The following is a 24,139-nucleotide window of genomic DNA, read 5'->3' as shown; positions in this document are numbered from 1 at the left end:
TCAGCAAGTCAGCCAATAATATTCGCGTTTACGCCAACTGCTGGAAGCCGCTCGATGCGCAATGTTTCGATTGATCTGTTGGATGACACGCCTCGCCCGGTGGTGGCGATCGGCACGGATTATTCCCACGGCCATGAGTTGCCTCGTCATACACACCGACGGGCGCAGTTGTTGTATGGCGCCACCGGGGTGATGCAGGTCAGCACGCATGACGGCAATTGGGTGGTGCCGCCTCAGCGGGCGGTGTGGATTCCGCCGGGGATGGCGCATGAGGTGCTGATGCTCGGGGTGAGCACGCGGAGTTTGTATATCGAACCGACGACGGTTGATCTGGGGGATCGCTGCCAGGTGATCAGTGTGTCGCCGTTGATGCGGCATTTGTTGATGGAGGCGGTGGAGATCCCGCTGACGTATGACGAGGCTCGGCGTGACGGTGCGCTGATCGACTTGCTGCTGCATGAACTGGCGCGCAGCACTCACCTGCCGTTGCACATTCCCCTGCCTGTCGATGCGCGGTTGCTGGGGTTGTGTCAGGCGTTTCTGCGGCAACCGAATGTTCACCAGTCGCCGCAGCAATGGGCCGATCAATTGCATATTAGCCTGCGGACGTTTAATCGATTGTTCCGACAACAGACCGACCTGAGTTTCAGCCAATGGCGACAGCGAGCCTGCGTGGTGCTGGCCTTGGCGCGGTTGGCGTCGGGCACGGCGGTCACGCGCATCGCGCTGGATTTCGGTTATGACAGCCCGGCCGCGTTCTCGACCATGTTTCGTCGCGTACTGGGGCAGCCACCGTCCGTCTGGATGGAAGCCTCGAAATAGCACAAATCAAAAAATCAATTTGATCCGGGCGCAAAACAACTGTACAAAAACACAGTACATTTTGAATCAGCACTCTCGAGCCCGGAGAACACCATGGCCTCTCATGCGATGAAAATCACCCTGGAACGTATCGCCCTCTTCCAATTCACCCCGGCCCACTGCGCCCAAGCCCGAGCGATGCTGGGTTGGAGTGTTGATGAGCTGGCTCGGGAATCCGGGGTTTCGGTAGAGGCCATCGAGCGGTTTGAGGCCAAGCGCGATGTGCTGGATGTTACCCGGCTGGCGTTGGCGTATTGCTTTGAGGCGCAAGGGTTGGTGTTTTTTCCGGGGTTTGCGCCGGGTCGCGGGATGAATGTGAAAGGGTCGACGCCGAACCCGGTTGGGCGGGCGGATTATGCGATGGTGGAGTGAGGTGTCAGCGGATGATTGATGTCGATGGAAGTGACAACAGCGTTTATGAGGCGCTCGGCTATCYCGATGCAGGTGAAATGCGGGCCAAGTCTGAGTACGTGATGAAGATCGGGATACTCCTCGAAACCGGTCGGTTGGATAAGTCTGAGGCTGCGCAAAAGCTCGGGCTGACTGAGGAGGAGCTGGATGAAATGCTCCGTGGAAAGTTTCGCGATTTGACCGTGGCGAAGATCTCGGAATATCTGAGTCTGCTGCTCGATACGCGGAGCTAGCCGGGATGTGGAGCTCGGGCCGCTTCCTTCGGCCCGGCAGTCAGTCATCACGCGTTCTGCGCTGAGACCTGATCGCTTTCACTTTCCATCCCGAGCCACCACGTGCAACCTCGTTGCGGGTACATCACGTTGAACGCCTCACCCATTTGCGGCGTGGTGATCGACACATTGCGCTCCCAGGCCAACGCCAGGATCCGGTCGAAAGGCTCGAACCAAGCGTGCATCGATAAATCGAAGGTGCCGTTGTGAATCGGCAATAACCAACGACCTTTGAGGTCGATGTGCGCTTGCAGAGTTTGCTCGGGCTGCATGTGAACGTGTGGCCACTCAACGTTGTAGGCGCCGGTTTCCATCAGCGTCAGGTCGAACGGGCCGTACTGTTCGCCGATGCGTTTGAAGCCATCAAAATAGCCGCTGTCGCCGCTGAAGAAGATCCGCGTGTCGCCGTCGATCATCACCCAGGATGCCCAAAGTGTGCCGTTGCCATCGAACAAACCACGGCCGGAAAAGTGTTGCGACGGGGTGGCGATGAACTGAATGCCCTCGACTTCGGTGCCCTGCCACCAATCGAGTTGGCGCACTTTGCTGGCATCGATGCCCCACTTGATCAGTGTGTCGCCCACGCCCAGCGGGGTGAGGAAGTACTTGGCCTTGTCCGCCAGTTTGAGCACCGCGTGATAGTCGAGGTGGTCGTAGTGATCGTGGGACAGGATCACCGCTTCAATCGGCGGCAATTCTTCCAGACTGATCGGTGGCTGGTGGAAACGCTTGGGGCCGGCCCATTGCACCGGCGAGGCGCGCTCGGCGAAGACCGGGTCGGTGATCCAGAATTTGTCCCGCAGTTTCAGCAGTACGGTGGAATGGCCTAGGCGGTAGACGCTGTGGTTGGGCGCTGCGATCAATGCCGCCTGGGTCAGGGTTTGCACAGGCACGGGGGCCGCTGGGCGAGTGTTGCGTGGTTTGTGGAAGATCATGTTCCACATGATGCGCAACATGTTGCGACCACTTGCGCGTTGCACGGGGGCATGGTTTCGAAAGTGCCCTTTTGCCTGACGGGAAGCTTCAGGCAAAGGGGCGTTATCCGCAGAGGATGTTGAAGTGGCCATGACTGAGTGACTCCAGAAAAAACCGCAAGATTGCGGTTTTTCACGGTGGGACGATAAATGGCCAAAGCACGCACGCATCAGCCGGACGATCTATTTTTCGCTGCGCAGGATTAACAAAACATTACACTGAGCAGTGTAGTTTCTAGGTTGCATCAATGCCGCTCACAAGTAAACTACCGAGTGTAACTTTCCTCTGCCTCCTGCCGAAGCGTACTTATGACAGCTCCACAGCGCCTCACCGACCGAAAACGCGAAGCCATTATTCAGGCGGCGATTGCCGAGTTCCGTGTCAACGGTTTCGACATCACCAGCATGGACAAGATTGCCGCCACTGCCGGCGTGTCGAAGCGCACGGTGTACAACCACTTCCCGAGCAAGGAAGAGTTGTTTGCCGAAATCCTCAATCAACTTTGGACACGGCTGACAGCAGTACAGGAAACGTCCTACCGCCCTGACCTGCCACTGCGCGATCAGATGCGCCTGATGTTTCAGGCGAAATTGCAGATGATGGGCGATGACAATTTTCTCGATCTGGCGCGGGTGGCCATCGCCGCCACCATCCATTCTCCCGAGCGCGCGCAGAATATGGTCGCCAGAATGGGCGAGCGTGAAGAAGACCTGACCGTCTGGATCCGTGCGGCCCAGATGGACGGTCGATTGAAACCGGTCGACCCCGCCTTTGCCGCCCAACAGATCCAAGGAATGCTCAAGTCCTTTGCGTTCTGGCCGCAGATTTCCATGGGGCTGCCGGGACTGTCACCGGACATGCAGTCCACCGTGGTGGAGTCGGCGCTGGACATGTTCCTGGCCTGTTATCAGGTCTGCGAAAAGTGACAATGTCCGCTACTTACCCTTTCTCGGTCAGCTGAATAAATCAGAGCAATGTGTTTCAGAATGAATCTGGCGCGGGGGCTATAGTGAGCCTCAGTCCCAGCGCCATGCAGAGAGCATCATGACCACCCCGACCACCAAAACCACGGCCACCGCTCCCGTCGACCACCTGCGCTTTCACCGCCCTCACGCCCATCTGGCACCTACCTTCGGCAACGACAAATTTGCCCTTCGTGCCGAAGCTTTCGCGCGGTTCTTTGGCACGCCGACCTTTCTCGGTGCGCAGACACTGATCGTGGTGCTCTGGGTGTGTCTCAATGTCTTTGGCGTGACCCATTTCGACGTCTACCCGTTCATCCTTCTAAACTTGGCGTTCAGCCTGCAATCGGCCTACGCCGCCCCGCTTATTCTGCTGGCCCAGACCCGTCAAGCGGCGCGCGACAAAGCGCAGTCGGAAGCCGATGCGCAGCACCGTGAGGCCATCGCCGTGGCCAACAGCGAACGTCAGGCCGAAGCTGCAAAAAATACCGCGCAACTGATGGAATTGCTCGAGCAAAACACCCGGCTTACAGAGATGACCAAGACTTTGACCGAACGTATTGAAAACCTGACCTCGGAGATGCATCAGCACTTCGTGCGCAAAGAGCCGCCAAAAGCTTAGCATTCGCTCAAGGCAATCGCAGTGCCCGCCCCAACTCATCAAACAGTGTCACCACCGAGCGCAAGGCGCGGCAGTCCGGACGGGTCAGCAACCAGAGCGCGGTGTCGTAACCGTGCAACGGGCCGGTCAGTGGCTGCAACGTATCGCCGATCAAAAAATCCGGCAAGGCCGCGACTCCTAACCCGGCGCGCACCAGCTCGGTCACCGACAACATGCTGTTGCAGCGATAGGCCGGTGTGACGCTGGGCAAGTGCTGACGCCGCCAGGCGACGGTGGGATGGTCGGGGAGAAAATCGTCCGGTGCGATCCAGGTCAGCGAAGCCAGGTCTTCAGGGTCGACAGCGTTCAGATACCCCGCGCTGGCACACACCCGATAGGAAATATCCGCCAGACGTCGACCGACCAAATGCTCAGGCGGTGTACGAGTGAGGCGCAAGGCGATGTCGGCATCGCGGCGGCTGAGGTTGGCGAAGTCGTTGGAGGTGCTGAGTTCGATCGTCAGCGCCGGGTAGGACGGCATGAACTGCGCCAGCGCCGGCAGCAGTAAACCTTGCAGGACTGAATCGGTGCAGGTCAGGCGCACGGTGCCGCTGATGACTTCCCCGCCTTGCTCCACACCAATTCGCGCTGCCTCCAGCGCTTGTTCCGCACGTTCGGCCTGCTCGGCGAGGGTTTGCGCGAGCGTAGTCGGCAAGTAGCCGGCGCGGCTCTTTTCGAACAGTTGCTGACCCAGTGCCGCTTCCAGTCGGCGGACGGCGCGAAACACCGTGGAAACGTCGACCTTCAGCAAGTTCGATGCCCGGGCCAGAGAGCCGCCGCGCACCAAGGCGAGGATCAGGGCCAGGTCGGGATAGTCGAGCCGATAGTGCGTCGCTGCATTGATCACTTGGGATAACGCCAATATTGAGTGCGTAAACGCCAATCTATAGTGGGTACCAGTAATCAACAAGCGTCGAGATCACTCATGGAAACCAGCGCCATCCGCATCGCCCTGATCGGTGACTACGACCCTCACGTCACCGCCCACCAAGCCATTCCCGTCGCCCTCGGCATGGCCGCCGAACAGCTCAACCTGAACGTGCAATTTCAATGGTTGGCCACCGACCACATTAACGCTGATACACCGCTGGATGACTTCGACGGCATCTGGTGCGTGCCCGCCAGCCCTTACCGCGACATGGACGGTGCGTTGCGGGCGATGCGGTTTGCCCGGGAGCAGCAGCGACCGTTTCTCGGTACCTGTGGCGGGTTTCAACATGCGGTATTGGAGTTCGCCCGACATGTGTTGGGTTGGAAAGATGCCGAACATGGCGAAACACATCCTGATGCGGCGCGTGCCCTTTTGACGCCACTGACCTGTTCGCTAGTGGAAGCTGTCGACAGCATTCACTTGGTTGAAGGCTCGTTGATCGCCAACGCGTACGAAACGACTGAAATACGTGAGGGGTATCGCTGCCGCTTCGGGGTGAATCCGGAGTTCGAACGTGAGTTATTGACCCAACAGATGTGCGCCGTTGGCCATGATTCCCAGGGGGATTTGCGGGCAGTGGAGCTCAAAGGTCATCCGTTCTTCGTCGCCACGCTGTTCCAGCCGGAACGTGCGGCGCTCAAAGGCATTCTGCCGCCGCTGGTCCGCGCTTTCATCAAGGCTTGCGTGAGGCAAAAATCATGAATGCGACGACGCCTTACTACGCGGTGATTTTTACGTCTTTGCGCACTGAAGGTGATCAAGGGTACGCCGAGGCCGCTGAGCGCATGGTGGAACTGGCCCGCGAGCAATCGGGGTTTCTCGGTGTGGAATCGGCCCGGGGCGAGGATGGGCTCGGGATTACGGTTTCGTATTGGGCCAGTGAAGCGGCGATTCTGGCGTGGAAACATCATCCCGAGCACAGTGAGATTCGTGAGCGTGGGCGCTCAACCTGGTATTCGGCGTGTCATACGCGGGTGTGCAGGGTTGAGCGGGATTATCGGTTTCAGCTGTGAATACAGTGGCGTACTTTCGGCCGCCATCGCAGGCAAGCCAGCGATGAGGCCCCAACAATCACCACAAAAACATCAGCCCTGCACCAGACTCCTCACCGCTGAAATCTCCGGCACTTCCCGCCGCGTCATATACACCCGCAACGGCTCGGTAATGTTGATCCGGTCATCAATGTTCTGATCCAGCAGCAACTGAATCAATTCACGCTTGAGCGTCATGGTCTGCTCCGGCCCCGGCGCCCAGACAAACTCGCTCACCGGAATGATGCCGTCATCGGCCACGTCCATGCCGAACGAGTCTTCGCTGAATCGCACAATGTAATGGCCGGTCTTGCGGTTGAGGCCGACAAAGCCGTTGAGTTGGTCGGCGGCCTGGCAGATGAGCTCGGAAGTGATGCGCATATAAACCTCACAAAAGGTCGTTAACGACCGGTGATCGATGGTTTACACGCAAGGGAAACGACGCGGGTTTCCCTCTGCCGGGGAAACTGCCGTGGTCAAGAGTACTGCAAAGCAGCGCACACCGGCGCTGAAAAAAACTGTTTTGAACACGTTTGTGTCGGTCTGGCGATAGCGCTGGTAACGCTCAGTTGTTAAAAGAGAAGTCATTGAACACTCTAGCGAAAGGATCTCGACATGCCGGTTACCTTCATCAAAAGCGCCCTGCTGCTGAGCCTGATGCTCGGCCTCGGCCAGGCACAGGCCGCCAATGAGCCCGCCCCGAATGCTCTGGCCAGCCGTTTGGGCATTCCGCACCCGGCGGTGATCGCCCACCGTGGCGCGTCGTTCGATGCCCCGGAATCCACCGCCGCCGCCTACAAACTGGCTCGCGACCTGGGCGCCGACTATCTGGAGATGGACCTGCAACGCAGCAAGGACGGCGTGTTGTTTGCCCTGCACGACAACAACCTGCAACGCACCACCGACGTCGCCACCAAATTCCCTGATCGCAAGGACAGCCTGGCCAACGCGTTCACCATGTCCGAACTGAAAACCCTCGACGCCGGCAGTTGGTTCAACACGGCTTACCCGGATCGCGCGCGTGCTTCCTACGCGGGTCTGAAAATCCTGACCCTGGACGAAATCATCGACATCGCCCAGGGCAATCCGCTGCACAAGCCAGGCTTGTACATCGAGACCAAAGAGCCGAAGCAATTCCCCGGTATCGAGCGCGACCTCAAGGACAAGTTGCAGGATCGTGGCTGGCTGAGCCCGGCCGGTTCAAAACTGGCCAAGAGTGATCTGGCAGTCGGCCAGGGCAAAGGCAAGGTGGTGTTGCAAACCTTCGAGAAGAGCAGCCTCGAACTGCTGCAACAAGAAATGCCGAAAGTGCCGAAGATCCTGCTGTTGTGGGTCGGCGAAGGCAGCATTGAGCCGCAAACCAAGGTGACGTTCGCCGAGTCCGGCGACAAGAACAAAGCCACCTACTACGCCAAACAAGAGCCGAAAGACAACGCCGAATTCCAGCAATGGGTCGAGTACGCCAAGGCCCAGGGCGCCATCGGCACCGGCCCTTCTGCTGCGCTGAGCCAGGGTGGCGATCAGAGCTACTCGGATCTGGTGAAACCGTGGATGAACCAATTCACCCACGACCAGGGTTTGTTGGTGCACGTTTACACCATTGATGATGCGGTGGATTACCAGAAGGTGATGGAGGCTGGGGTTGATGGGATTTTTACTAATCGCGCCAGTGAGCTGTTGAAGTTTTATAAGCGGCCGGCGGCGGGGACGGTTGCGCAGTTGCTGCAGAATAACGGGTATTGAAACACTAAAGATCGTTCCCACGCTCTGCGTGGGAATGCCTCAATGGACGCTCTGCGTCCGCTTTGGGACGCAATGCGTCCGGGGCTGCATTCCCACGCAGAGCGTGGGAACGATCCGGTAACGGGAATTAAGGATGAGTTAAGTTGCCTCAGCTAATCTGGCCCTACTTAAACAGATCAATCCAAGGAAAGAACCTCATGAAAACCCTGACTGCCCTGTTCACTGCCGCCGCCCTGACACTCACCGCAGGCTTGGCTCAGGCTAAAGACGTTCCCGTCGATCAGATCCCTCAGCTGGTAAAAAACGGCAAGATCAAGCCGCTGGAAGAGTTGAACCAAATCGTTATGAAGTTGCACCCGGGTGCCACGATTACCGACAGCGATCTGGACAACCACTTCAACAGCTACGAATACGAAGTCGAATTGCGCGACGCCAAAGGTGTTGAATGGGACGTGGATTTGAATGCCGCCACCGGCGAAGTCCTGAAAAACAAACAAGACGACTGATGCACACCGCAAAAAGCCGCACGATTTACGAATCGTGCGGCTTTTTTGCATCTCTCTGGGCATGACATGCCCCGAGTCAGCGGATCACGCAGCCGTCAGTAGCGCCGCTGTATCGCCGCCATCAACCTGTCACAAAACCGTCAAAATTCCTTGCAATGATGCGGCTCAAGTGAACCTGTAAAACCCGCGACAGGCGCCTCCCTTGCGAGCACTCATGAACCACAGCATCGACCAAAGCCATCGCGACCCGGACCTGTTTGGCCTGCTGTACGGTTTCGTTTTTCGCCCCGGTGAACGCGGTCGCGAGATTGACTCGGCCAAGGCGCTGCAATGCCTGCAACAACCCGACGACAACGATGAATTCCTCTGGCTGCATCTGAACCTGGCCCACGCCGCGTGTGAGCGCTGGATGAAAAGTCATCTGGAACTGCCGGACGAATTTTTCGAAGCGCTGCATGAAGGCTCGCGTTCGACGCGCATCGAGCATGTGGATTCGGCCCTGCTGGCGGTGGTCAACGATGTGGTGTTCAACCTCAGCAGCATGATCTCCTCGGATGTCTCGACGCTGTGGGTGTGCGCCCGCAGTCGGCTGATCATCAGCGCACGCCTGCAACCGCTGCACTCGGTGGACAAGCTGCGCTCCTCGGTGAAGGCCGGTGAATGTTTTCGCTCGCCGCTGGAGTTGCTGGTGCATCTGCTGCGTGATCAGGGCGAAGTACTGACGCAAATCGTGCGCAAGACCAGCCTGAGTGTCGATAAGATCGAAGATGAGTTGTTGTCGTCGCGGCTGTCCACCAACCGTGCCGAGCTGGGCACCAACCGTCGAGTGCTGGTGCGTCTGCAACGCCTGCTGGCGCTGGAGCCGGGTTCCTTGCTGCGCCTGCTCAATCGTCCGCCGCAATGGCTGCAGAAGGAGGACGTCAAGGAACTGCGCAAATCTACCGAGGAGTTTGCGTTGATCATCAACGACCTCACGGCGCTGGGTGAGCGGATCAAACTGTTGCAGGAAGAAATCGCCGCCAACCTCAATGAACAAAGCAACCGTACCCTGTTCACCCTGACGGTGGTGACGGTGCTGGCGCTGCCGATCAACATCATTGCCGGTTTCTTTGGCATGAATGTCGGCGGGGTGCCGTTGTCGGGCGACCCTGAAGGGTTCTGGATTCTGGTGGCGCTGGTCGCGACGTTTACCGTGATTGCAGGGCGTTGGGCGTTTCGTAAGCGCCAAGACTACTGAACCTCCCCGTAACCCGTAGATACCGTCTTGAACCTCACCGGGCAATCGCGTTTTGCCAGACATATCCCAGACGCAGCCTCGCGTTGCTCGTCAGCTGCTACGGGGAGGGTGGTGAGTCAGAACTGGTTGAGGGGATTTGTAGCAGCTGTCGAGCAGCGCGAGGCTGCGTTACAGCGGTCAGTGGTGGATTCGGATCAACGGAATAGCAAAACGCCCAAACACTGACCTGAAGCAGTTTCGCTGTAACATTTGGCGCCGATCATGACGAATACTCCCCCTTCCTCAGGATTGTCCGCCATGGCAGCTCCTTCCTTCCCCGCCAATGCTCAGGCCCCCACCAGCAGCACCAGACCACAACTCGACAAAAAACCCAGYGCGTTCACGCTGGTTATTTTTTTTGGCGTGTTGGCCATCGGCTTGCTGTTCACCGCTTATAGCCTGATGCGCGACGTGAAAGAAGTCGGCACCGTAGTAACCACCTGGACCCCGTATTTACTGCTGGGTGTGGCGCTGCTGATCGCCCTCGGCTTTGAGTTCGTCAACGGTTTCCACGACACCGCCAACGCCGTGGCGACAGTGATCTACACCAACTCGATGCCGCCGAATTTCGCGGTGGCGTGGTCCGGGTTCTTCAATTTCCTCGGCGTGCTGCTGTCCAGCGGAGCGGTGGCGTTCGGCATCATTGCCCTGTTGCCGGTGGAGCTGATTCTGCAAGTCGGCTCCTCCGCCGGTTTCGCCATGATCTTCGCCCTGTTGATCGCCGCGATCCTGTGGAACCTCGGCACCTGGTGGCTGGGCTTGCCGGCCTCGTCATCGCACACGCTGATCGGCTCGATCATCGGCGTCGGGGTAGCCAATGCCCTGATGCACGGCCGTGATGGCACCAGCGGTGTGGACTGGGCGCAGGCGACCAAGATCGGTTATGCGTTGCTGCTCTCGCCGCTGGTCGGTTTTGGTTTCGCCGCCTTGCTGTTGCTGGCCCTGCGCGCGTTCGTCAAGAACCGCTCACTGTACAAGGCTCCCGAAGGCAACACCCCGCCGCCGTGGTGGATTCGCGGCATGTTGATTGTGACCTGCACCGGCGTGTCGTTTGCCCACGGCTCCAACGATGGCCAGAAAGGCATGGGCCTGATCATGTTGATTCTGGTCGGCACGCTGCCGATGGCCTACGCGCTGAACCGCGCCATGCCGGCCGACCAGGCGCTGCAATTTGCCGCGGTGGCCGAAGTGACCCAGCAAGCGCTGGTCAAGGCTGCGCCGCAACTGGCCCCGGCCGACCCGCGCCCGGTGCTGTCTGACTACGTGCGCAGCAAGGAAGCCACGCCGCAATTGGTGCCGGCGCTTGCCTCTCTCACCGGCAGCATTGGCGCTCAGGTCAAGGGTTACGGCTCGCTCTCCGATGTGCCGGCCGAGGCCGTGGGCAACGTGCGTAACGACATGTACCTGACCAGCGAAACCATTCGCCTGATGGACAAGAACAAAGTCGGCAACTTCGACGCCGACACTAGCGCCAAGCTGCAACTGTTCAAGCAACAGATCGACAACTCCACGCGGTTTATTCCGCTATGGGTCAAGATCGCCGTGGCGATTGCGCTCGGCTTGGGCACCATGGTCGGCTGGAAGCGCATCGTGGTGACCGTCGGCGAGAAGATCGGCAAAACCCACCTGACCTACGCCCAGGGCGCCTCGGCGGAAACCGTGGCGATGCTGACGATTGGCGCAGCGGATATGTTCGGAATGCCGGTCTCGACCACTCACGTATTGTCGTCGGGTGTGGCCGGAACCATGGTCGCCAACGGTGGCGGTTTACAGATGACGACCATCCGTAACTTGCTGATGGCCTGGGTGCTGACCTTGCCGGCGGCGATCCTGTTGTCGGGCAGTCTGTACTGGTTATTCACCCAACTGTTCTGATCGACCGACGGCGGAAATTGAAAGCTGCGGGCTGATCATCAGCCCGCCCAAAACGTTCATCCCTCGCAAACAGTGCGCGTCACCCTCCGCTCCCGCACCACGTCGTATACCCAGTGGTAGATGTACGTGTACGGCAGGAAAAACAGCAGCACACCGATGTCGAGCAGGAACGCTTCCCAGAGGCTGATCTTCAGCCACCAGGCAATCAGTGGCACACCGAGCGCAACCAGACCACCCTCAAACAGCAACGCATGGACCATCCGGACCCACGCGGTGTGAGCTATCTCATAGTGCTTGAGCACGCGGTCGAACTGGCCATTGAAGACTACGTTCCAGGCCAGGGCCAACGCCGCCATCGCCATGGTGACGATGCCCATATCGAACATCGGTTTGTCCATGATCCAGGCCAGCAACGGGGTACAGATCAGGATGGCCAGCAATTCGAAACCAACGGCCTGGAAAATACGTTCAGTGATGGATTTGTTGACGCTCATGACCAGACTCCTCTGAGTGACGGTGGTTGCCATGATCCCTCGCCACTCCGATACTTCATAACCAATAACCATCGATCAAGGCGATAGTTCATGGCGTCTCACGAAGTGTTGCTGGCGTTCGTCCAGGCCGCAACCCAAGGCTCATTTTCCGCAGCGGCACGCAAACTGGGGCGCAGCCAGTCGACCATCAGCGCGGCGGTGGCCAGTCTGGAAATTGATTTAAACCTGGTCCTGTTCGACCGCAGCAGCCGTAAACCCAGCCTGACCCCGGCCGGGCATGTGATGCTGCAACGGGCCGAGGAGATTCTGGCCGCCACCAGTCGGCTGGAAATCACTGCCAGTCAGCTGTCACAAGGCGTCGAGCCTAAACTGACCGTGGCGATTTCCGATACCTATCAATCCGACCGCTTCGAAGCCGCGCTCGGTGCGTTCGAACAGCGCTATCCAGACCTGGAACTCGAATGCCTGATTGCCGAATGCGATGACTTGATTGCGCTGCTGCAACGGGGTCGGGCGCAGGTGGCCTTCGCTGAAATGCAGGACAGCTATCCGCCGGACCTGGTCAGCTCGACCGTCGACGAACGCACGGAAATCGCGCTGTTCGTCTCCCCCACGCATCCATTGGCGACACTCGATCATATCGATCAGGACGTGCTGCAACAGCACCGTGAACTGCGCCTGGCAACCATCGTCAATCCGTATGAAAGTCGGGCGAAAGGCCGCGTCTGGTCGGCGCCGAGTTATTTGATGTTGCTGGAAATGGCCCAGGGCGGATTTGGCTGGGCGCCGTTGCCACGGTGGCTGGTGGAGCGGTTTGGCAAGGGCTCGTTGCAGGAACTTCAAGTGCGCGGCTGGCCGAAACCGGTGTTTGTCGATGCGCTGTGGTCGCGCCAGCATCCACCGGGGCCGGCGGGGAGCTGGCTGCTGAGCAAGATGCTGGAATGAAGGTCCTTCGGCCCTTATCGCGAGCAGGCTCACTCCCACAATTGACCGAGTTGTTCAGACAGATGCGGTCWAWTGTGGGAGYGAGCCTGCTCGCGATGAGGTCCGCAAACTCACATCACTCCAAAGCCTTGATCCTCGCTTCAAGAAACCGCCGCTCCGGCACTTGCTGCGTCAGCTCCAGCGCCCGCTCATACGCTGCCCGCGCCTCGCCCACCCGCCCCAGCTGCCGACAAAACTCCGCTCGCGCCGAGTGGGCCAAGTGGTAATCCTGCAATTCGCCCCGATTCAGAATCGCCTCAACCAACGACAGCCCCGCCAACGGCCCATCCCTTCGGGAGATCGCCGCCGCGCGATTCAACTCGATCACCGGCGAAGGTACTGTCGCGAGCAGCACGTCATACAAACCGACTATCTCCTGCCAGTCCGTGTCCGCTGCCGAGGGCGCTTCGGCATGTACGGCCGCAATCGCCGCTTGCAGGCCATACGGCCCGATCTGCCCGGTGGTCAGCGCCGCTTCCACCAGCGCACAGCCTTCGGCAATCATCTCGGAGTCCCACAACGAACGGTCCTGTTCATCCAGCACAATCAATTCACCGTCAGGTGACGTCCGGGCCAGACGTCGCGACTCATGCAGCAGCATCAACGCCAGCAGCCCTATCACCTCCGATTCTGGCAACAAGTCCATCAGTAACCGCCCTAGCCGAATCGCCTCGCGTGTCAGATCCTCGCGCGTCACTTCAGCACCGACGGACGCCGAGTAACCTTCGTTAAACACCAGGTAAATCACGCGCAGCACGCTGTCGAGACGCTCGGGCAACTCCGCCAGTGTCGGCACTTGATAAGGGATTTTCGCATCACGAATTTTCGCCTTCGCCCGCACGATGCGCTGAGCGATGGTGGCGGGCGCCGAGAGAAACGCCCGGGCGATTTCTTCAGTGGTCAGGTCGCAGACTTCGCGTAAGGTCAGTGGTACTTGGGCATCCGCTGCGAGCGCCGGGTGACAGCAGGTGAAGATCAGGCGCAGGCGATCGTCTTCCACGTCTTCTTCACTCCAGTCGGCCTGTTCCAGCGCCTCGGCCTGCGCAATCAGCAGCGGCCGGGAGGCGGCAAATCGCGCGCGCCGGCGCAACACATCAATCGCCTTGAAGCGCCCGGTGGACACCAGCCAGGTGCGCGGATTGTCTGGCACGCCGTCACGCTGCCAACGTTCCACAGCTACGAAAAAAGCTTCGTGCAGCGCCTCTTCCGCGAGGTCGAAATCGCCGAGCAAACGAATCAGCGTCGCGAGGATCCGCCGCGAGTCTTCGCGGTAAACCTGCTCGACCCGGGCCTGCACCGAGGCGCCAGGCATCAGTGCGGCATGCCTTCGCTGATCCGCGCTGCCTCGATCACGCGACTGCTGGATAACCGGAATTCGGCAGCCGTTATTTCAGCACTCATGCAGGCCTCCTTTTTGGTCATTGTTATTCAAGCATTCAACTGGCGAACGGGACGCACCTCGACGCAGCCGACTCGGGCCGCCGGAATATTCCCGGCGACCTGGAGCGCTTCATTGAGGTCCCTGGCATCGATCAGGTAGAAGCCGGCCAATTGCTCCTTGGTTTCGGCGAACGGGCCGTCGGTAATCGACATCTTGCCGTTGCGCATGCGCACCGTGGTGGCGGTCTGCACCGACTCCAGCGCCTCAGCCGCGAGCATCCGGCCACTGCCTTGAACCGACTCGGCGTAGGCCATGCACTCCGCGTCGTTGGGGCTCTCGGGCAGCGAGTGCAAGGTGTGCTCGTTGCTGTAGACCAGGCATAGGTATTTCATGGGGCTCTCCTGATTCGAACGAATCAACTATGGCTGCAGATCGAGGCGTTGGCGAAATTCCCGACGAATCGGCCTGACCATCAGGGCTGCAAACCGAACAGAGCCGTGCCGCTCTGCATGTCGAACGGGGCTGACCAGTGTTCGTGGACGATGCGCCATTGCCCGGCATCGCGACGGTAGCAGGCGGTCACGCGCATCCAGCAGGCCTGGGTTTCGCCCTTCTCGTTGGTACCACCGCAATGGGCCAGCCAATGGGCGAAGGCGACGTGCTCATCCGCCACGATGTTCATATGGTCGAAGTCGAACTTGTGCGGGCCCTGGCACATTTCCATGCACTCCAGCCAATGCGCCCGGTAGGCGGCCTTGCCCCGGAATTGCAAGGCCTTGACTGCGTCGTAGGAGACGATGTCGTCGGCATACAGGGCCATGATTTTATCCACGCTCTTGGAGATGACTGCGTCACGATAGGTGTCGATCAGGGTGTGGATTTCGTGTGTAGCGCTCATGGGGTTCTCCGTGGTTTTTGTTGTGAGGACACCCTTAGTCGTTCGGCAAAAAACCAAATCGACAACCGAAATAAAAAATAATCCAGCGGCGCAAACTCGCTAGAATCCGAGGCTCATTCGTGTTGGAAAAAGGACACTCCAGTGACAACCCGACTCGTGCCTTACGAAAGCCTGAGCGCGCGCCAGCGCCAGCAGGTTGAGGCCATTGAAGTTCACAAGGCACAAATAAAATTCAGCGGCGACATTCACGGAGCGTTGCACACCCTGCTGTCCAAACCCGGCCCCGGCGTCAAAGGATTTGCGCTGCTGGTCGAGGACGTTCCCGTGGCCTTCCTGCTGCTCAAGCGCCCACCCGTGTTGCCGGCCTGGGCCGATGAACACAGCGCCACCCTGCATGCGCTACAAGTCGATCAGCGTGCTCAAGGCAAAGGGTATGGCAAAGCGTGCCTGCAAGCGCTGCCCGAGGTGGCGCGTCAGGCGTTTCCGGAAATTAAAGGGCTGGAATTGTCGGTGGATGCGAACAACGAGCCGGCTATCGCGCTTTACACAAAGTTCGGCTGGGTCGACAGCGGGGAAGCATACAAGGGGCGGATTGGTTATGAGCGGCGAATGGGGCTGGTTTTTTGAGGTGTGAGGATGACAGCCTACTGTCAGAGCAGTAGGCAATAGTCGAGCAGCTGCTTCTCGATGCTTTGGCGCTGGCCGATCACCAAAGCGACCACCACAAGCTTTTCGTTCGGGTATGCCTCATACAAAACCCGCTGCCCCAATGGTAGATACTCACGAAAATGAGTAACCCCCAGGGACGCCGCCTCCTGACAAACACCGTAAACATGCGCCTGGCTGGCCAGTGCCGTAACGATTTGCATGACCAGCTGATCGACCATCTCTGCCGCTTTTTTGCGACTGCATTGTTGCGTCAGATAGTGCTCAAGTGAAACAACTCCATGCTCCGCTGCCGTCGCGAACTCTACCCTGTAGTTTTCAGGCATCGTTATCGTCTTGCATTAATTGACGTCGCTGGGCCAGTCTGGCCAAGAGTGTGTCGCCGGAAATCAACTTGCCCTGCTCTTTGTCGCGGGAGGCAAACGAGAGCAGCTTGATCAGCGCAATGGCCTCGTCACGACGCTTACGCTCCTCATAGGATTCAATCACATAAGCCGGCACACCATTTTGGGTAACGAGCATGGGTTCGGAGAGATCCAGCGCTGCCGCATTCTTTTTTACAAAACTGATGGTTTCAACTCGCATCATTCATTCCTCTGTCGCCATCCGTGCAGGCTGGCCAATACAACACGGTCTGAATTTAGGCTATAAAAAAACTTATCTCAAGCAATCATTTACCCATCACAACTCCAACACCATCTCATGCCACGCCATCCCGCCATGGTCCGAGGCCGATGGTTTGATGTAGGCAAAGCCAAAACCGGCGTACAACGGGATATGCCGCTCCTTGCACATCAGATGAATGCTGGTTTTACCCGATGCGCGCATACGTTCAATGAACTCGCCCATCAAACGCTTCGCCAGCCCCTGCCCCTGAAAGTCCGGGTGCACCACCACCGACATGATCACCACATGCGGGCCGGCCGGGTCGTGGCCGATCAGTTCCTTGAACGCTTCGTCCGACATTTCCACCTGAAACGCCGCACCGGAATTGATGAAACCGGCTACCACGCCGTCGACTTCGGCCACGATGAAGCCCTCGGGCCAGGTGGCGATGCGGGTGGCGATTTTTTCCCGGGTGGCGGCTTCGTCGCCTTCATAGGCAACGGTTTCGATGGCGTAGCAGCGGTCCAGGTCAGCAGGCGTGACGTGGCGGATGACTGTGTTCATGGAAGGTCGCAATCAGATGGAAAGGCTGGGGATCATAAATCAGCCTCCACACGACATCGAGAGACGAATCACCGATCCGTCTCTCGATGCCGGTGTTCAGCCTTTGATTGGCAGCCAGATTTCCAGCTTGCCGGTGTTGAGCTTCGGGTTGAAGTCTTCGCTGTAGCGTTCGAATTCCGGAGCGTCCGCCGCCTCTTTACCGGACTGCGGCAGCCAGGTTTTCCAGATGTACTGAAAGGTTGCGGGCAGCTGGTCCAGCGATCCCTTGTGCTCGAATACTGCGTAACGCTGAGGTTGAACCTCGACCCAACGGTACTTCTCTGGCAAGTCGTCGAGTTTGTCGATCTCGACACCGGCGATGTATTCAAACCCGCCTTTGCCATCCGGATTGCAGCAGATGCCGTAGGTGACTTCGCCTTTTTGCCCGGGAATCTTGCCAATCTCAGGAATGAATTTCTCCCAAAGGTCGGGGATCGCCTTGGTCGTCTGCGCAGTAAATCGGCCACCAAACCCTGCAATGAGCAAGAAGTGCCCGTGTTCGAAGCGTGGCTCGTCCGGTTTTACGCCTGTTTGCTCATCCATGACTCAACTCCTGAGCTTAAAAATGGGTTCGGCTGGAAGTATAGAAGCCAAACCCGATTCGCCTAGCTACAGCGCGTGCAACTGTTCGACGGCCGCTGCGCCAACAAACTCGTTGTAACCCGATAGAATCACGTAGACCGCGAAATAGCAGAAGATCGCCGCCGATGCCATATAGGAATAACGCAGCAGTTTGTCGCCGAGCAACTTGCCGCCATGGCTCGCGGCAAAGCACAAACCCGCGCTCCAGAGCAGACCGGCACAGAGGAATCCGCCGAGAAACAGCGCCGAACTGAGCGCACCCCCGCCACCGGAACGGGCGATCAACGTGCCGCCCACCGCCGCGAACCACAGGATGGCGCTGGGCGAAGACATGGCGAGGAAGATCCCGCGGAAAAACTCCTTGCGATGGGAGTTCTGCCCCACCTCTTCGGCTTGCGCCAATACCGCTTCGTGGTGAATCGCCGAATAAATCATCTTCGCCGCGAAATACACCAGCAACGCCGAACCGCCAATCCACAGGACCCAACGCACAGTTTCGTATTGCAGCAAAACGGTCATCCCTGCCAGCGCCAGCACCGCGTAGATCAGGTCGCCGACACAGGTGCCCAACCCCAGCGCAAAGCCTTGAAAATAGCCGCGTTGCATGGCCAGAGTGATCATCGCGATATTGGCCACGCCGATATCCAGGCACAACGAAAGGCTCAGCAAGAAGCCGCTGCTAAATTCCATCAACCGATTTCCTTCGGAAAAATTTGTTTACATACTGGCTAGACAGTTTGCCACGACTGCCCTTATCTTCCGCAACAGGCCACCGCAGTGGCCAGCGTCGCTCGGACGGTTCCGGGCGCTTACGTTATTCGAGGCAACAATGGCCGAACAAGGTTCGCCGCGCCGCTTTGCGCGCATAGATCGACTCCCCCCTTACGTTTTCAACATCACTGCCGAGCTGAAGATGGCCGCCCGTCGTCGTGGCGAAGACATCATCGACTTGAGCATGGGCAACCCCGACGGCCCGACCCCGCCGCACATCGTCGAAAAACTGGTGACCGTCGCCCAGCGCGAAGACACCCACGGCTACTCGACCTCCAAAGGCATTCCGCGTCTGCGCCGGGCGATTTCCAATTGGTACAAAGATCGCTACGAGGTCGACATTGACCCGGAAACTGAAGCCATTGTCACCATTGGTTCCAAGGAAGGCCTGGCGCACTTGATGCTGGCGACCCTGGATCAAGGCGATACCGTACTGGTGCCGAACCCGAGTTATCCGATTCACATCTACGGTGCCGTGATTGCCGGCGCCCAGGTGCGCTCGGTGCCACTGATTCCAGGCGTGGACTTCTTCGCCGAGCTGGAACGGGCGATTCGTGGTTCGATCCCGAAACCGAAAATGATGATTCTCGGCTTCCCGTCCAACCCCACCGCGCAGTGCGTGGAGCTGGATTTCTTCGAGCGCGTGATCGCCCTCGCCAAGCAGTACGACGTGCTGGTGGTGCATGACCTGGCCTACGCCGACATCGTCTACGACGGCTGGAAAGCCCCATCGATCATGCAAGTGCCAGGCGCCAAGGACATTGCGGTGGAGTTTTTCACCCTGTCCAAGAGCTACAACATGGCGGGCTGGCGGATCGGTTTCATGGTCGGCAACCCGGAACTGGTCAACGCCCTGGCGCGGATCAAGAGTTACCACGACTACGGCACTTTCACCCCGCTGCAAGTCGCAGCGATTGCGGCGCTGGAAGGCGATCAGCAATGCGTCAAAGACATCGCCGAGCAGTATCGCCAGCGGCGCAACGTGCTGGTCAAAGGCCTGCATGAACTGGGCTGGATGGTCGAAAACCCGAAAGCGTCAATGTATGTCTGGGCCAAGATTCCCGAGACTTATGCACACCTGGGCTCGCTGGAATTCGCCAAGAAACTGCTGGCCGAGGCCAAGGTCTGCGTCTCGCCGGGCGTGGGTTTTGGTGAGTACGGGGATGATCATGTGCGCTTCGCGCTGATCGAAAACCAGGACCGGATTCGTCAGGCCGTGCGCGGGATTCGCGGAATGTTCAGGGCGGATGGACTGGTCACCAAGACCAACACCTGAGTCATTAAGCAGCCACAAAAAAACCGCAGCGATGCGGTTTTTTTGTACCCGATCATTCCCACGCTCTGCGTGGGAATGCCGCCATGGACGCTCTGCGTCCACTGTGACGCGGGACGTCACGGGATGCGTTCCCACGCGGAGCGTAGGAACGATCAGTGCGGTGGTGTTGCTTACACGAACATCGACAACAGCAAGATAAAGCCCAGCGCAACCACGGACAGGATGGTTTCCATCGCGGTCCAGGTCTTGAAGGTTTCCGCCACGGTCATGTTGAAGTACTGCTTCACCAGCCAGAAACCCGCGTCGTTGACGTGAGACAGGACCAACGAACCGGCACCGGTGGCCAACACCAGCAGCTCACGGTTAACACCCGGAATCATCCCTACCACCGGCACCACAATGCCCGCGCCGGTAATGGTCGCCACGGTGGCCGAACCCGTTGCCACGCGAATCACTGCCGCCACCAGCCACGCCAGCAGAATCGGCGAAATCTGTGCGTTCACCGCCATATGGCCGATCACGTCACCCACGCCGCTGGTCACCAGCATCTGCTTGAAACCACCACCGGCACCGATGATCAGAATGATCGCGGCGGTCGGCGCGAGGCTCGCATCGAGCCATTTCAGAATGCGTTTCGAATCGACGCCCTGACGGTGACCGAAGGTGTACAGCGACAGCAGCAGCGCCAACAGCAACGCCGCGATCGGGTGACCGATCAGGTCCATGAAGGCGCGTACGAAATTGCCCTCAGGCAACACCACGTCGGCAAAGGTCTTGAGCAACATCAGGAGCACCGGCAGCAGCACAGTGATCAGCGTGATACCGAAGCTTGGCAGGGTTGCCGTTTCAGGCTCGTGAGCCAGTTGATCCACCAGTTCCTGATTAGGGTGACCGGGGATGTACTTGGCAATGAACGTACCGAAGATCGGACCGGCAATAATGGCCGTTGGCAGCGCGACAATCAGCCCGTACAGAATGGTTTTACCGATGTCGGCACCGAAAATGCCGATGGCCAGCAACGGACCCGGGTGCGGCGGAACCAGACCGTGCACGGCGGACAGACCAGCCAGCAGCGGGATGCCGATCTTGATGATCGACACACCAGTGCGGCGCGCCACGATGAACACCAGCGGAATCAGCAGTACGAAGCCGATTTCGAAGAACAGCGGAATGCCGACCAGGAAGGCCGCGAACATCATCGCCCACTGCACTTTATCCTTGCCGAACGCGCGAATCAGGGTCTGGGCAATCTGATCCGCCCCGCCCGACTCGGCCATCATTTTGCCGAGCATGGTGCCCAGCGCCAGGATGATCCCGACAAAACCGAGCACCCCACCGAAGCCGTCCTGGAACGCCTTGATGATGGTACCGACTGGCATGCCGGAGGTCAGCCCGAGAAAGGCTGCTGCGATGATCAGGGCAATAAACGGGTGGAACTTGAACTTGGTGATCAGAACGATAAGCCCGATCACCGTGACCACTGCATCGAGCAGCAGGAACGTCTCGTGGGACATGCCAAACATTAGGGGTGCCTCCTGGTTGTTGTTGTTATTAAAGCGGGTAATTCGAAAGCTATCAGGACAGCGCTATCTTTTTCGGCAAAACTCATACGGCGTGTTTCAGGCCGTGCGCCTGCCACCAGACATGCGCCTGCGCTGCCAGTTGCTCGACGCTGAAGGTCGAGGCATCCAGTGCCAGGGTCAACGGCTCGCCAACGGGGGATTCGAGCGTGGCGAACTGGCTGTCGATCAAGGTCGATGGCATGAAGTGGCCCGGCCGATGCGACACACGCTCGGCGGCGACTTCAGGGGTTAGTTCCAGGAAGACGAAACCCAGGCCCGGCAAGGCGCTGCGCAACACTTCGCGATAACTGTGTTTGAGGGCCGAGCAGGTCAGCACCGGGCGCTCGCCCTTGGCATCGACGCGGCGCAATTCGTCGCACAGGCTGTCGAGCCAGCCGGCACGGTCTTGATCGTTCAGGGGGATACCCGCGCTCATCTTTTCGATATTGGCGGCAGGGTGGAAAGTATCGCCTTCAATGGCAGTGGCGCCGCTGAGCTGGCACAAGGCCTCGCTGACGCAGGTCTTGCCGCTACCGGCAACGCCCATGATGACCAGGGCGGTGATGGGATTATTCATGTAACACCTCAGCACGCAGACAGCGCTACCTTTGCCAGTAATGACACTAGATCAAAAGTAGGAGTTGCCGACGCCTTCTTGTCATTTTTGTGGGTTGCAGCATGTTCGCTCCCAATGCCGAAAAGTGAGCTTCAGGCAAAACTCGCTAACGCATTTGCAGCTGCTTCGGGACAGCGCTACCTTAGTGCCTTGAATTTTGTTTGGCAAGCCGCCCGATGACCTCTTCTAAAAACGATAAAAATACACGCACCACTGGCCGCCCTACCTTGAACGAAGTTGCACGCCTGGCCGGTGTCAGCCCGATCACCGCCTCTCGCGCCCTGCGCGGTGTCAGCACCGTGGCCACGGAACTGGTAGAAAAAGTTCAGAAAGCTGCGCTTGAACTCAACTACGTGGTCAACCCTGCCGCCCGCGCTTTGGCCTCGGCACAGAGCCATTCGGTGGTGGTCTTGGTGCCGTCGCTGTCCAACTTGTTGTTCATCGAGACGCTGGAAGCCATTCATCAGGTGCTTCGCCCCAAGGGCTTCGAAGTGCTGATCGGCAACTTCCACTACTCACGCGATGAAGAAGAAAACCTGCTGCGCAATTACATGGCGTACCAGCCTCGCGGGTYGCTGCTGACCGGTTTCGACCGCACGGAAAGTTCGCGGCGGATGATCGAGGCGAGCAACATCCCGTGTGTCTACATGATGGAACTGGACAGCGCGGCGGGCGTGAATTGCGTGGGTTTCTCGCAATTGGCCGCCGGCGAAACAGCGGCCGAGCATTTACTGTCACGCGGTCGCAAGCGACTGGCCTACATCGGCGCGCAACTGGACCAGCGCACTTTGCTGCGCGGCGAAGGATTCCGCAAAGCCCTGCAAAAGGCCGGTTTGTATGACCCGGACCTGGAAGTGCTGACCCCGCGCCCCGCCGAACGCAGGCTTCGCCAGCTGCTACGAAGTGCGGTTCGGCTTAACTGATCGGCATTACCCCTGGCGGGATCTTTTTGTGAGCGAAATCAACATAAAAGTTAAGCAAGAAACTTGTCGACCACCTGAGTGCTGTGGCGAGGGAGCTTGCTCCCGCTCGGTTGCGCAGCAGCCGCAAAGCGGTGAATGCAGTGTGCCTGAGGAAACGTCTACGTCTGGTTTGGGGCCGCTTCGCGCCCCGGCGGGAGCAAGCTCCCTCGCCACAGGTTATCCACCCGCTCCAAATCGTCACCCGAACCGTCAAGCGGCGCATCGCCCATGCCGTGGGTTTTCAACTAACCTTGACAGTGTTCCTCTTCCCGTTGATCGCTTGGTGATTCCTGAAGCGTCGAATCGCTAACGGAGTAGCTCAATGACACACGCACTGAAAATTCTCGGCAAAGCCTCATCCATCAACGTCAGAAAAGTCCTGTGGACCTGTGATGAACTGGATGTTCCCTACGAACGCGAGGACTGGGGCAGCGGTTATGCGTCAACCCACGCGCCGGAGTTTCTCAGGCTCAACCCCAATGCGCAGGTGCCGGTCATCATTGATGACGCCGGCGTGTTGTGGGAGTCCAATACCATCTGCCGCTACCTGGCCGGCAAACACCAAAACACTGATCTGCTGCCGCACGAACCGGTAGCGCGTGCGCGGGTGGAACAGTGGATGGATTGGCAAGCCACCGAGCTCAATCCCTCCTGGAGCTACGCGTTTACCGCGTTGGTGCGCAAGGATCCGGAGTTTCAGGACGAGCATCGGATTGCTGTCGGCATACGCGGCTGGAACCAGAAAATGGCCATCCTCGAACATCAACTCGCGACCACCAAAGCCTATGTCACCGGGCCGCATTTCACGCTGGCCGACATTGTCGTCGGGCTGTCCGTCAACCGCTGGCTGATGACCCCGATGGAACGGCCAGACTTCCCCGCCATCGACGAGTATTTCCAACGCCTGGCCCAACGCCCGGGCTTCCTGAAACACGGCTGTAACGGCCTGGCATGACTGCGCGGCGGTGGAGCTCTGCCGCCCGACGGCAAGCCTTGACCACAGGCCGAGTGAGAAAACAGCAATAGCGAAAAAAGCGGCACTCAGGTGGTCGACAAGTTTCTTGCTTAACTTTTATGTTGATTTCGCTCACAAAAAGATCCCGCCAGGGGTAATGCCGATCAGTTAAGCCGAACCGCACTTCGTAGCAGCTGGCGAAGCCTGCGTTCGGCTGCGCAGCAGTCGTAAAACCTGAGTTTGCGGTCTTCCTGAAACACCGCATCRTCTGATTGCACG

General features: G+C 58.8%; 29 protein-coding genes and 2 pseudogenes. 17 read left to right on the top strand and 14 right to left on the bottom strand.

Annotated elements, in window-relative coordinates:
* Positions 1-54 precede the first annotated feature (54 nt).
* The 3 genes from AC1DSG_RS08450 to AC1DSG_RS08440 all read left to right on the top strand — a co-directional run bounded on the left by AC1DSG_RS08450 (position 55) and on the right by AC1DSG_RS08440 (position 1,505).
* Positions 55-822 (top strand): AraC family transcriptional regulator, encoded by a 768-nt coding sequence (locus AC1DSG_RS08450; RefSeq protein WP_477790473.1) that lies wholly within the window; start codon positions 55-57, stop codon positions 820-822.
* A 93-nt stretch (positions 823-915) separates the two neighbouring features.
* Complete coding sequence (locus AC1DSG_RS08445; protein ID WP_007946091.1) at positions 916-1,233, top strand: helix-turn-helix domain-containing protein; 318 nt, start codon at positions 916-918, stop codon at positions 1,231-1,233.
* Positions 1,234-1,244: 11 nt separating this feature from the next.
* Complete coding sequence (locus AC1DSG_RS08440; RefSeq protein WP_477790472.1) at positions 1,245-1,505, top strand: XRE family transcriptional regulator; 261 nt, start codon at positions 1,245-1,247, stop codon at positions 1,503-1,505.
* A gap of 47 nt (positions 1,506-1,552) precedes the next feature.
* On the opposite strand, the gene AC1DSG_RS08435 is transcribed toward AC1DSG_RS08440, so the two are convergent.
* Positions 1,553-2,611 (bottom strand): MBL fold metallo-hydrolase, encoded by a 1,059-nt coding sequence (locus tag AC1DSG_RS08435; RefSeq protein ID WP_477790471.1) that lies wholly within the window; start codon positions 2,609-2,611, stop codon positions 1,553-1,555.
* 216 nt (positions 2,612-2,827) lie between these two features.
* On the opposite strand from AC1DSG_RS08435, the gene AC1DSG_RS08430 reads away from it, so the two are divergent.
* The gene (locus tag AC1DSG_RS08430; RefSeq protein WP_477790470.1) at positions 2,828-3,445 is read left to right on the top strand and encodes a TetR/AcrR family transcriptional regulator; all 618 of its coding nucleotides are present in this window, start codon (positions 2,828-2,830) and stop codon (positions 3,443-3,445) included.
* 118 nt (positions 3,446-3,563) lie between these two features.
* Positions 3,564-4,103, top strand: a complete 540-nt coding sequence (locus tag AC1DSG_RS08425) for a DUF1003 domain-containing protein (protein ID WP_477790469.1) — start codon at positions 3,564-3,566, stop codon at positions 4,101-4,103.
* 7 nt (positions 4,104-4,110) lie between these two features.
* On the opposite strand, the gene AC1DSG_RS08420 is transcribed toward AC1DSG_RS08425, so the two are convergent.
* The gene (locus tag AC1DSG_RS08420) at positions 4,111-5,052 is read right to left on the bottom strand and encodes a LysR family transcriptional regulator (RefSeq protein ID WP_477790468.1); all 942 of its coding nucleotides are present in this window, start codon (positions 5,050-5,052) and stop codon (positions 4,111-4,113) included.
* 15 nt (positions 5,053-5,067) lie between these two features.
* Here AC1DSG_RS08420 and AC1DSG_RS08415 point away from each other — a divergent pair, with 15 nt between their 5' ends.
* Both AC1DSG_RS08415 and AC1DSG_RS08410 read left to right on the top strand, forming a co-directional pair.
* Positions 5,068-5,775, top strand: a complete 708-nt coding sequence (locus AC1DSG_RS08415) for a CTP synthase C-terminal region-related (seleno)protein (protein ID WP_477790467.1) — start codon at positions 5,068-5,070, stop codon at positions 5,773-5,775.
* The gene (locus AC1DSG_RS08410) at positions 5,772-6,086 is read left to right on the top strand and encodes an antibiotic biosynthesis monooxygenase family protein (protein WP_477790466.1); all 315 of its coding nucleotides are present in this window, start codon (positions 5,772-5,774) and stop codon (positions 6,084-6,086) included. Before AC1DSG_RS08415 ends, AC1DSG_RS08410 begins: the two co-directional genes overlap by 4 nt.
* 72 nt (positions 6,087-6,158) lie before the next feature.
* On the opposite strand, the gene AC1DSG_RS08405 is transcribed toward AC1DSG_RS08410, so the two are convergent.
* Positions 6,159-6,485, bottom strand: coding sequence for a DUF2025 family protein (locus AC1DSG_RS08405; protein WP_477790465.1), 327 nt, complete (start codon positions 6,483-6,485; stop codon positions 6,159-6,161).
* 234 nt (positions 6,486-6,719) lie between these two features.
* Here AC1DSG_RS08405 and AC1DSG_RS08400 point away from each other — a divergent pair, with 234 nt between their 5' ends.
* From AC1DSG_RS08400 to AC1DSG_RS08385, 4 genes are all read left to right on the top strand, one after another.
* Positions 6,720-7,847: a glycerophosphodiester phosphodiesterase gene (locus AC1DSG_RS08400; RefSeq protein WP_477790464.1), complete on the top strand. Its 1,128-nt coding sequence runs from the start codon at positions 6,720-6,722 to the stop codon at positions 7,845-7,847.
* A 197-nt stretch (positions 7,848-8,044) separates the two neighbouring features.
* Entirely contained in the window at positions 8,045-8,353 is a 309-nt protein-coding gene (locus AC1DSG_RS08395) for a PepSY domain-containing protein (protein ID WP_477790463.1), read from the top strand.
* A 214-nt stretch (positions 8,354-8,567) separates the two neighbouring features.
* Positions 8,568-9,590: a transporter gene (locus tag AC1DSG_RS08390; RefSeq protein ID WP_477790462.1), complete on the top strand. Its 1,023-nt coding sequence runs from the start codon at positions 8,568-8,570 to the stop codon at positions 9,588-9,590.
* A gap of 297 nt (positions 9,591-9,887) precedes the next feature.
* Complete coding sequence (locus tag AC1DSG_RS08385) at positions 9,888-11,504, top strand: inorganic phosphate transporter (RefSeq protein WP_477790461.1); 1,617 nt, start codon at positions 9,888-9,890, stop codon at positions 11,502-11,504.
* A 56-nt stretch (positions 11,505-11,560) separates the two neighbouring features.
* Here AC1DSG_RS08385 and AC1DSG_RS08380 read toward each other — a convergent pair whose 3' ends face one another.
* A complete protein-coding gene (locus tag AC1DSG_RS08380) occupies positions 11,561-11,998 on the bottom strand; it encodes a multidrug/biocide efflux PACE transporter (RefSeq protein ID WP_477790460.1) in 438 nt (145 codons plus the stop codon).
* Between the two features lie 90 nt (positions 11,999-12,088).
* Here AC1DSG_RS08380 and AC1DSG_RS08375 point away from each other — a divergent pair, with 90 nt between their 5' ends.
* The gene (locus AC1DSG_RS08375; RefSeq protein WP_477790459.1) at positions 12,089-12,943 is read left to right on the top strand and encodes a LysR family transcriptional regulator; all 855 of its coding nucleotides are present in this window, start codon (positions 12,089-12,091) and stop codon (positions 12,941-12,943) included.
* 115 nt (positions 12,944-13,058) lie between these two features.
* On the opposite strand, the gene AC1DSG_RS08370 is transcribed toward AC1DSG_RS08375, so the two are convergent.
* The 3 genes from AC1DSG_RS08370 to AC1DSG_RS08360 form a co-directional block, all read right to left on the bottom strand.
* Positions 13,059-14,294 (bottom strand): RNA polymerase sigma factor, encoded by a 1,236-nt coding sequence (locus tag AC1DSG_RS08370; protein WP_477790458.1) that lies wholly within the window; start codon positions 14,292-14,294, stop codon positions 13,059-13,061.
* A 116-nt stretch (positions 14,295-14,410) separates the two neighbouring features.
* A complete protein-coding gene (locus AC1DSG_RS08365) occupies positions 14,411-14,755 on the bottom strand; it encodes a YciI family protein (RefSeq protein ID WP_310350499.1) in 345 nt (114 codons plus the stop codon).
* An 80-nt stretch (positions 14,756-14,835) separates the two neighbouring features.
* Entirely contained in the window at positions 14,836-15,261 is a 426-nt protein-coding gene (locus AC1DSG_RS08360) for a YybH family protein (RefSeq protein ID WP_477790457.1), read from the bottom strand.
* 141 nt (positions 15,262-15,402) lie between these two features.
* Between AC1DSG_RS08360 and AC1DSG_RS08355 the strand changes: the two genes are divergently transcribed.
* Positions 15,403-15,888, top strand: a complete 486-nt coding sequence (locus AC1DSG_RS08355; RefSeq protein ID WP_477790456.1) for a GNAT family N-acetyltransferase — start codon at positions 15,403-15,405, stop codon at positions 15,886-15,888.
* A gap of 23 nt (positions 15,889-15,911) precedes the next feature.
* Here AC1DSG_RS08355 and AC1DSG_RS08350 read toward each other — a convergent pair whose 3' ends face one another.
* From AC1DSG_RS08350 to AC1DSG_RS08330, 5 genes are all read right to left on the bottom strand, one after another.
* Complete coding sequence (locus tag AC1DSG_RS08350) at positions 15,912-16,253, bottom strand: hypothetical protein (protein ID WP_477790455.1); 342 nt, start codon at positions 16,251-16,253, stop codon at positions 15,912-15,914.
* The gene (locus AC1DSG_RS08345) at positions 16,246-16,512 is read right to left on the bottom strand and encodes a hypothetical protein (RefSeq protein ID WP_007945390.1); all 267 of its coding nucleotides are present in this window, start codon (positions 16,510-16,512) and stop codon (positions 16,246-16,248) included. The genes AC1DSG_RS08350 and AC1DSG_RS08345 overlap by 8 nt, the downstream gene beginning before the upstream one ends.
* 96 nt (positions 16,513-16,608) lie before the next feature.
* Positions 16,609-17,097, bottom strand: a complete 489-nt coding sequence (locus AC1DSG_RS08340) for a GNAT family N-acetyltransferase (RefSeq protein ID WP_477790454.1) — start codon at positions 17,095-17,097, stop codon at positions 16,609-16,611.
* Between the two features lie 96 nt (positions 17,098-17,193).
* Complete coding sequence (locus AC1DSG_RS08335) at positions 17,194-17,679, bottom strand: GyrI-like domain-containing protein (RefSeq protein ID WP_007945392.1); 486 nt, start codon at positions 17,677-17,679, stop codon at positions 17,194-17,196.
* Between the two features lie 66 nt (positions 17,680-17,745).
* A complete protein-coding gene (locus AC1DSG_RS08330; protein WP_477790453.1) occupies positions 17,746-18,408 on the bottom strand; it encodes a LysE family translocator in 663 nt (220 codons plus the stop codon).
* 139 nt (positions 18,409-18,547) lie between these two features.
* On the opposite strand from AC1DSG_RS08330, the gene alaC reads away from it, so the two are divergent.
* Positions 18,548-19,765 carry an alanine transaminase gene (gene alaC / locus AC1DSG_RS08325; protein ID WP_477790452.1) on the top strand — a complete coding sequence of 406 codons (1,218 nt, stop codon included), beginning with the start codon at positions 18,548-18,550 and terminating at the stop codon, positions 19,763-19,765.
* Positions 19,766-19,935: 170 nt separating this feature from the next.
* Here the strand turns inward: alaC and AC1DSG_RS08320 are convergent, their stop codons facing one another.
* The gene (locus tag AC1DSG_RS08320; RefSeq protein WP_477790451.1) at positions 19,936-21,288 is read right to left on the bottom strand and encodes a GntP family permease; all 1,353 of its coding nucleotides are present in this window, start codon (positions 21,286-21,288) and stop codon (positions 19,936-19,938) included.
* Positions 21,289-21,370: 82 nt separating this feature from the next.
* Complete coding sequence (locus AC1DSG_RS08315; protein ID WP_477790450.1) at positions 21,371-21,904, bottom strand: gluconokinase; 534 nt, start codon at positions 21,902-21,904, stop codon at positions 21,371-21,373.
* A 215-nt stretch (positions 21,905-22,119) separates the two neighbouring features.
* Here AC1DSG_RS08315 and AC1DSG_RS08310 point away from each other — a divergent pair.
* From AC1DSG_RS08310 to AC1DSG_RS08300, 3 genes and pseudogenes are all read left to right on the top strand, one after another.
* A pseudogene (locus tag AC1DSG_RS08310) lies at positions 22,120-22,818 on the top strand (LacI family DNA-binding transcriptional regulator); the annotation flags it as partial.
* A 290-nt stretch (positions 22,819-23,108) separates the two neighbouring features.
* A pseudogene (locus AC1DSG_RS08305) lies at positions 23,109-23,189 on the top strand (chlorhexidine efflux transporter); the annotation flags it as partial.
* Between the two features lie 38 nt (positions 23,190-23,227).
* Entirely contained in the window at positions 23,228-23,860 is a 633-nt protein-coding gene (locus tag AC1DSG_RS08300) for a glutathione S-transferase family protein (RefSeq protein WP_477790449.1), read from the top strand.
* Positions 23,861-24,139 lie beyond the last annotated feature (279 nt).

The organism is Pseudomonas sp. P5_A12 (assembly GCF_056400685.1).
Note: the sequence above shows the minus strand (reverse complement) of the source record. Positions and strands in the feature narration are given on the sequence as shown.

Bases quoted from the DNA above. Each gene is read 5' to 3' on its own strand.
- AC1DSG_RS08335 (WP_007945392.1), bottom strand. From the start codon at position 17,679: ATGGATGAGCAAACAGGCGTAAAACCGGACGAGCCACGCTTCGAACAC.
- AC1DSG_RS08405 (WP_477790465.1), bottom strand. From the start codon at position 6,485: ATGCGCATCACTTCCGAGCTCATCTGCCAGGCCGCCGACCAACTCAAC.
- AC1DSG_RS08345 (WP_007945390.1), bottom strand. From the start codon at position 16,512: ATGCGAGTTGAAACCATCAGTTTTGTAAAAAAGAATGCGGCAGCGCTG.
- AC1DSG_RS08450 (WP_477790473.1), top strand. From the start codon at position 55: ATGCGCAATGTTTCGATTGATCTGTTGGATGACACGCCTCGCCCGGTG.
- AC1DSG_RS08425 (WP_477790469.1), top strand. From the start codon at position 3,564: ATGACCACCCCGACCACCAAAACCACGGCCACCGCTCCCGTCGACCAC.
- AC1DSG_RS08340 (WP_477790454.1), bottom strand. From the start codon at position 17,097: ATGAACACAGTCATCCGCCACGTCACGCCTGCTGACCTGGACCGCTGC.
- AC1DSG_RS08410 (WP_477790466.1), top strand. From the start codon at position 5,772: ATGAATGCGACGACGCCTTACTACGCGGTGATTTTTACGTCTTTGCGC.
- AC1DSG_RS08300 (WP_477790449.1), top strand. From the start codon at position 23,228: ATGACACACGCACTGAAAATTCTCGGCAAAGCCTCATCCATCAACGTC.
- alaC (WP_477790452.1), top strand. From the start codon at position 18,548: ATGGCCGAACAAGGTTCGCCGCGCCGCTTTGCGCGCATAGATCGACTC.
- AC1DSG_RS08395 (WP_477790463.1), top strand. From the start codon at position 8,045: ATGAAAACCCTGACTGCCCTGTTCACTGCCGCCGCCCTGACACTCACC.
- AC1DSG_RS08390 (WP_477790462.1), top strand. From the start codon at position 8,568: ATGAACCACAGCATCGACCAAAGCCATCGCGACCCGGACCTGTTTGGC.
- AC1DSG_RS08315 (WP_477790450.1), bottom strand. From the start codon at position 21,904: ATGAATAATCCCATCACCGCCCTGGTCATCATGGGCGTTGCCGGTAGC.
- AC1DSG_RS08330 (WP_477790453.1), bottom strand. From the start codon at position 18,408: ATGGAATTTAGCAGCGGCTTCTTGCTGAGCCTTTCGTTGTGCCTGGAT.
- AC1DSG_RS08445 (WP_007946091.1), top strand. From the start codon at position 916: ATGGCCTCTCATGCGATGAAAATCACCCTGGAACGTATCGCCCTCTTC.
- AC1DSG_RS08435 (WP_477790471.1), bottom strand. From the start codon at position 2,611: ATGGCCACTTCAACATCCTCTGCGGATAACGCCCCTTTGCCTGAAGCT.
- AC1DSG_RS08400 (WP_477790464.1), top strand. From the start codon at position 6,720: ATGCCGGTTACCTTCATCAAAAGCGCCCTGCTGCTGAGCCTGATGCTC.
- AC1DSG_RS08350 (WP_477790455.1), bottom strand. From the start codon at position 16,253: ATGCCTGAAAACTACAGGGTAGAGTTCGCGACGGCAGCGGAGCATGGA.
- AC1DSG_RS08370 (WP_477790458.1), bottom strand. From the start codon at position 14,294: ATGCCTGGCGCCTCGGTGCAGGCCCGGGTCGAGCAGGTTTACCGCGAA.
- AC1DSG_RS08320 (WP_477790451.1), bottom strand. From the start codon at position 21,288: ATGTTTGGCATGTCCCACGAGACGTTCCTGCTGCTCGATGCAGTGGTC.
- AC1DSG_RS08415 (WP_477790467.1), top strand. From the start codon at position 5,068: ATGGAAACCAGCGCCATCCGCATCGCCCTGATCGGTGACTACGACCCT.
- AC1DSG_RS08360 (WP_477790457.1), bottom strand. From the start codon at position 15,261: ATGAGCGCTACACACGAAATCCACACCCTGATCGACACCTATCGTGAC.
- AC1DSG_RS08380 (WP_477790460.1), bottom strand. From the start codon at position 11,998: ATGAGCGTCAACAAATCCATCACTGAACGTATTTTCCAGGCCGTTGGT.
- AC1DSG_RS08430 (WP_477790470.1), top strand. From the start codon at position 2,828: ATGACAGCTCCACAGCGCCTCACCGACCGAAAACGCGAAGCCATTATT.
- AC1DSG_RS08375 (WP_477790459.1), top strand. From the start codon at position 12,089: ATGGCGTCTCACGAAGTGTTGCTGGCGTTCGTCCAGGCCGCAACCCAA.
- AC1DSG_RS08365 (WP_310350499.1), bottom strand. From the start codon at position 14,755: ATGAAATACCTATGCCTGGTCTACAGCAACGAGCACACCTTGCACTCG.